General features: G+C 43.6%; 1 protein-coding gene. It reads right to left on the reverse strand.

The annotated features are described in order from the left end of the window. Positions 1 to 1,201, reverse strand: a 1,201-nt coding sequence (locus JQC92_RS22345; protein ID WP_205001725.1) for an ISL3 family transposase, incomplete at its 3' end; no start/stop codon positions are given. Positions 1,202 to 1,258: the final 57 nt, after the last annotated feature.

The following is a 1,258-nucleotide window of genomic DNA, read 5'->3' on the forward strand; positions in this document are numbered from 1 at the left end:
AGATCATGGTTATAAATGTTCCTGTATTACGGTAGCCTCTGGCTCGTGCTCTGGCCGCTTGAAATAAACTGTTTAATCCTTCCATTCGAGCGTTTGTATAAGTAGATGACCATCGCTGTAAGATTCTATCTGCGTGCCTTTCCACAGTTGCAAGTGCTTTCCGAACGGGCTCTAACGCTTCAATGTCACCCAACTGCTCTTTCGCAAAGTTTATAAAATACGTCAGCCTCCAACGGGCCGCATGAGCGGTTTCAGCTTTACGGATCCAGCGGAGTTGTTCCTTAACCCGCCAAGCTGTTGCTGTATTAAGGTCACTGGCTTCTAGCTCTGCAAGCGCTTCTCTTTGTTTTTCAGTAAGTGAACCGTCTGCATTTTTTAGTACTGCCCAGCGAAGGCCCTTTGGATGAGGTTGTAGGTTTCTCTCCGTTTTACGTACTTCATCAACCGCTTTAGTAAACAATTGCACAACATGGAACCAATCTACGGTTACGTTGGCATTTGGGAATTCTTCCTCTATTGCTGATAGAAAGGCTTTGGACATATCGCATACGACTTCAAGCACATTATCAGCCTGACCTTGATGCTCTGTAAGAAAGGACTTGAATTGCTTAACGGTTTCTTTACCTTTCCCAGGTGTAGCGAACACGACTGGCTTATCTTTCTTGTCCATATCAATGAAAACAGTCACATAGTTGTGGCCACGTTTAGCCGCCGTTTCATCTAGACCAATAGCTTTGAGTGCCGACAAGTTCATCAGTGACAATGCTTTGCTGACGTAGTGTTGGATGATGCGCCAAATGCGTTTGTCACGAATTCCAATATATTCAGCGCATGCCTTCACTGGCATTTCACGAGCCAGTATCAATACTGATTGTTCGAACAGTAACGTGAATTTACTCCCTGCTCTCGCCCAAGGAACATTGACACGATGAACCCCATGCTCGGGACAACGAGTTCTTGGTACGTTTGCTTTGATATAACAGTGATGCTGAAAGAAATTGAGGTGACGCCAAGTCAGTGATTTAAAGTCATGTGCAGGACAAGCTTTTGAGCAAGTTGGGCATGGATACAAACTTCCTCGTTCTGCTTCAATTTCGAGAACAAGTTCATTAGGGGAGGCTGAGATATCGAGGTGTTGGTTAACTAACTTCCAAGGCGCTTCTATACCAAGGCCAAGCATTAGAACTTGATTACCATCCATGTATTTACTTCTTAAATTATTGACTACAAAAACTAGATTTATTATCTCAAAAACAAA

The sequence above is a fragment of the Parashewanella hymeniacidonis genome, assembly GCF_016900895.1.
Classification (GTDB): domain Bacteria; phylum Pseudomonadota; class Gammaproteobacteria; order Enterobacterales; family Shewanellaceae; genus Parashewanella; species Parashewanella hymeniacidonis.